At 68.3% G+C, this 4,934-nt stretch carries 4 protein-coding genes; 3 read left to right on the top strand and 1 reads right to left on the bottom strand.

All coding sequences use genetic code 11. The features are described 5' to 3' along the window. From A5709_RS21555 to A5709_RS21545, 3 genes are all read left to right on the top strand, one after another. Positions 1–1,799: ATP-binding cassette domain-containing protein (locus A5709_RS21555; RefSeq protein WP_068122291.1), on the top strand; the 1,799-nt coding region annotated here is incomplete at its 5' end. 75 nt (positions 1,800–1,874) lie between these two features. Next, positions 1,875–2,315 carry a DUF402 domain-containing protein gene (locus A5709_RS21550; RefSeq protein WP_067951203.1) on the top strand — a complete coding sequence of 147 codons (441 nt, stop codon included), beginning with the start codon at positions 1,875–1,877 and terminating at the stop codon, positions 2,313–2,315. Positions 2,316–2,435: 120 nt separating this feature from the next. Then, positions 2,436–4,100, top strand: a complete 1,665-nt coding sequence (locus tag A5709_RS21545) for an HAD hydrolase family protein (protein ID WP_068122288.1) — start codon at positions 2,436–2,438, stop codon at positions 4,098–4,100. Between the two features lie 19 nt (positions 4,101–4,119). Here A5709_RS21545 and A5709_RS21540 read toward each other — a convergent pair. Beyond that, positions 4,120–4,934 (bottom strand): WD40 repeat domain-containing protein (locus tag A5709_RS21540; RefSeq protein WP_197520213.1); only part of this gene is annotated, 815 nt, incomplete at its 5' end.

The following is a 4,934-nucleotide window of genomic DNA, read 5'->3' as shown; positions in this document are numbered from 1 at the left end:
TCGTCAACGGCACCCGGGTCGGGTCGGCGATCCTGTCCGACGACGACGTCGTCACCATCGGCAACGTCGACCTCGTCTTCCGCGACGGCACCCTGACCCCACGCAGCGAGGCCGCGACGCGCACCGGCGGCCTGGAGGTGCGCAACGTCCGCTACGTCGTCGACAACGGCAAACAACTCCTGGACGACATCTCGCTGATCGCGCGGCCGGGCACGCTGACCGCCGTCATCGGCGGATCGGGGGCCGGAAAGAGCACCCTGGCCAGGCTCATCGCCGGCTACACCACCCCCAGCTCCGGCTCGGTTACGTTCGAGGGCCACGACATTCACGCCGAATACGCGTCGTTGCGCAGCCGCATCGGCATGGTCCCGCAGGACGACGTGGTGCACCGGCAGCTGACCATCAACCAGGCCCTCGGCTACGCCGCCGAACTGCGCCTACCGCCCGACACCAGCAAATCCGACCGGGCGAAAATCGTCGCTCAGGTCCTCGAAGAGCTCGACCTGACCAAACACGCCGAAACCCGGGTGGACAAGCTGTCCGGCGGTCAGCGCAAGCGCGCCTCGGTGGCGCTCGAGCTGCTCACCGGCCCGTCGCTGTTGATCCTCGACGAGCCGACCTCCGGCCTCGACCCGGCGCTCGACCACCAGGTCATGATGATGCTGCGGCAGCTGGCCGACGCCGGTCGCGTGGTGATTGTCGTAACGCACATGCTGTCCTACCTGGAGACCTGCGACCAGCTGCTGCTGGTGGCCCCGGGCGGCAAGACGGCCTACTGCGGCCCGCCGGATCAGATCGGCGAGGCCATGGGAACCACCAACTGGGCGAAGATCTTCACGAAGGTGGGCGCCGACCCCGATGAGGCCAACCGGCGCTTCGTGGAGCAACGTGACGCCGAGAAGCGGCCGCAGAAACTGGTGCCGGACAGGGCCGATGAGCCCGGCGCCCTGGGCGAACCGGTGCATACCAGTGTGCGGCACCAGATTTCGACCGTCGCCCGCCGGCAGATCCGCCTGGTAGTCGCCGACCGGGCGTACTTCGTCTTCCTGGCGTTGTTGCCGTTCATCCTGGGCTCGCTGTCCCTGACCGTTCCCGGCGGCAACGGATTCCATCTGCCCGGCGCGAACGCGGGGACGCCCGACGAGGCGGCGCAGATCCTGGCCCTGCTGATGCCGGCCGCGGCGTTCATGGGCACCGCGCTGACGATCCGCGACCTGGTCGGCGAACGCCCCATCTTTCAGCGCGAGCAAGCGGTCGGGCTGTCGACCACGGCCTACCTGCTCGCGAAGACCGCCGTGTACTGCGGGTTCGCGGTCCTGCAGTCGGCGATCATCACCGCGATCGTCGTGATCGGCAAGAGCGCGCCGGCGCGCGGCGCCGTCCTGCTCGGCCATTCCACCCTCGGGGCGACCGTCGAACTGTTCGCCACCGTCGCGGCGACCTGTGTGGCCTCGGCGATTCTCGGCCTCGCGATTTCGTCGCTGGTCCGCTCCAGCGAGCAGATCATGCCGCTGTTCGTGGTGACCGTCATGGCCCAGCTGGTGCTGTGCGGCGGAATGGTTCCCGTGACCGGCCGCCTCGGGCTGGACCAGCTGTCCTTCGGGATGCCCGCGCGGTGGGGCTACGCCGCGGCGGCATCGACGGTCGATCTGCGGCACCTGGTGCCCGATTCGCTGCTGTCCCAGGACCGGTTCTGGCAGCACACGTCGAAGGTCTGGCTGCTCGACATGGGCATGCTCGCGGCGTTGTCGCTGTTCTATGCCGGTTTTGTGCGGTGGAGAATCCGCCTTCGGCGTTAGAGTTGCAGCATCCATCCGCCGAAGCACGAGACGTTCGACCTCATCGCCCGCACCAACACCGATCCCAAAGGCATCGTGCGGACCGTGGACGACTATGCGGTGCGTCCGTGGGGCCTCTACGTGGCCCGGCCCACCCCCGGCCGCGCCCAGTTCCACTACCTCGAGTCGTGGCTGCTGCCGTCGCTCGGCTTGCGCGCCACGGTCTTTCACTTCAACCCCGGCCATGAACGCGACCACGACTACTACCTCGACGTCGGCGAATACACGCCCGGCCGCGACGTCTGGCGTTCCGAAGATCACTACCTCGACATCGAGGTCCGCACCGGCGACGGCGCGGACCTGACCGACGTCGACGAGTTGCTGGATGCGGTCCGCCACGGCTTGCTGGCCCCCGAGGTCGCCGAGCGGGCGGTGCGGCGCGCCGTGGACGCCGTAGCGGGCCTGGCCCGCAACGGTTATGACCTGTCCCGCTGGCTGACCGGCCACGGGATGGAGCTCACCTGGCGCCAGCGGTAAGCCGCGGCGACGTTCGAACCAAGGTCTAACGGCCCTACCCCCGGCGCGCCCGCGGCCCTAATTTCGGCAGTGCCAAGCCACACCGCATAAGTCCGTCATGCGAACGGATTCGAGGAACCCGTGACCTTTTTCCAAGTGATAGCGGTCGACCTCGACGGCACGCTGACCTCCGACGGGCAGCTGTCACCTCAAACGCTGGACGCCATCTACGGGGCCCGGCGCAATGGCTTGACCGCCGTACTGGTCACCGGCCGCATCGGGGCGGAACTGCAGGCGGAATTCCCCCACATCGCCGACCATTTCGATGCGCTGGTACTGGAAAACGGCGCCGTGATGGTGGTCAAGGGGCACACCTGCAGGTTGGCCGAGCCGGTGGACAGCAGCCTCGACGCCGCGCTCGGTGAACGGTGGGTGCCGTCCCGCCGGGGCGAGGTCATGGTGGCCACCGACGGTGAGCATGCCGCGACCGTCGTGGAGGTGATCGGCGAACTCGAGCTGGACTGCCAAGTCATTCGGAACCGGTCCGCACTCATGGTGCTGCCGGCCGGTGTCACCAAAGGCACCGGCTTACGTGCGGTCCTGGCCGAACTGAATCTGTCGCCACACAACACCGTCGCGATCGGAGATGCGGAGAACGACTTGTCGCTTTTCGGCATCGCGGAGATCGGGGCAGCGGTAGCCAATGCCATCTCGTCCGTGCGCCGGCGGGCCGACCTCGTGCTCGACGAACCGGACGGCGCCGGCGTCGCCGGGTTGCTGACCGGGCCGTATCTGAGTGGGGCGCAACGCTGGTGCCCGCCACGGCGGTGGGTCGACATCGGCACCTTCGACGACCACACTCCGACCCGGGTGCCGGGAAGCCAGGGCCGCATCCTCGTGACCGGCCCCGCCGCGTCGGGGAAAAGCTATCTCGCCGGCCTGCTGGCGGAGCGATGGATTTCTGCCGGCTATTGCGTCCTGGTCATCGATCCCGAAGGCGACCACGTGCAATTACGGGAGCTCAGCGGGGTCGAGGTGATCGATGGCCGCCAGCACCTTCCCGAACCCACCGAATTGGTCAACGGCCTCAGCCCGCGTTCCAGCGTGGTGGTGGACATGTCCGGGATCGCCGAGCCCGAAAAGGCCGAGTATTTGCACCTGCTGCGGTCGACCGCCGAGGCGCACCGCGAACAACACGGATTCCCGCACTGGGTGATCTACGACGAGGCGCACCTGCTCGGCACCGAGGAGGAAGCACGCTGGGCGCGACGCGGCGGCTACGTGTTGTCGTCGTTCGCGCCGGCCGCACTGCCCGCCCAGGAGATCGACAACAGCGACGTGGTGCTGACCCTCACCGCCAGCGCCGACGCGGCAACCCTGCCCCCGGTGCGCCGAGCCACGGTCAGTTTCGGCGGCGGCCCGTCTCGCGCGTTCACAATCGCCGACCGCCAGACCGGCCACGTACGGCACCGCCACAAATACGCCGATGTCCGGCTGCCGGACGAGCGCCGGTTCTACTTCCACACGATCAATGGAAGGCCCGTCCGGCCGGCCGCAACGATGCATGAATTCCGTTCTGCGATAAGTCATATCGATTACCGAGCGCTGCAATACCACCTCGAACGCGGGGATTTCTCACGCTGGCTGGACTCGACCATTACCGACAGGGACTTGGCAAAGCAGGTCGCGGCCTGGGAGGACGAGGTGCTTGCCCGGCGCGCCGCCGACGTGGAACACATCCGGCACGAACTCATCCGCGCGGTGGAAGCCCGGTATCTGCTGCACGACGCGGCCGAGGGTCGCTAGCCACCCGCTCAAGGAGCGGCTAGTCCGGCGTGACCGGGAGGCCGGGGCAGACCGTGATGTAGGGGACATCGGGTGAAACCCAGTCGTTCCACTGCCGGTGGCTCATGTTCGCGGCGAGCTTGCCACATAGCAGCGAGGACCAGTCCGCCTCGGGCGGTGCGGGCCACAGCCGCAACGTCTTGTCGTGGCTGCCGGAGGCAATGCGCTGCCCGTCTGGGCTGAACGCCACACCGAACACCGCGTCGGTGTGGCCGGTCAGCGGGGCGCCGATGGGCTTGCCGGTGGCCGCGTTCCACAACCGCAGCGTCTTGTCTTGACTGCCGGACACGACGCGCTGCCCATCCGGGCTGAACGCCACGCTCCACACCATGTCGGTGTGCCCGGTCAGCGGGGCGCCAATGAGCTTGCCGGTGACGGCATCCCATAACCGCAGCGAGGTGTCGGAGCCGCCGGACACGATGCGCTGCCCATCCGGGCTGAACGCCACAGTTCTCACCAAGCCGGTGTGCCCGGTCAGCGGGGCGCCGATCGGCTGGCCGGTGCCGGCATCCCACAATCGCAGCGTGGTGTCGAGGCTGCCGGAGACGACGCGCCGCCCATCCGGGCTAAACGCCACACCTTCTACTGCGCCGGCGTGTCCGACCAGCGGGGCGCCGATCGGCTGGCCAGTGGCCGCATCCCACAACCGCACCGTCTCGTCGTCGCCGCCGGAGACGACGCGCTGCCCATCCGGGCTAAACGCGACGCTCCGCACCCAGTCGGTGTGTCCGGTCAGCGGGGCGCCGATCGGCTGGCCGGTGCCGGCATCCCACAACCGCAGCGTCTTATCCCAGC

The sequence above is a fragment of the Mycobacterium sp. E1386 genome (genome assembly GCF_001672745.1).
GTDB lineage: Bacteria > Actinomycetota > Actinomycetes > Mycobacteriales > Mycobacteriaceae > Mycobacterium.
This window is presented reverse-complemented; position numbering and strand designations above follow the sequence as displayed.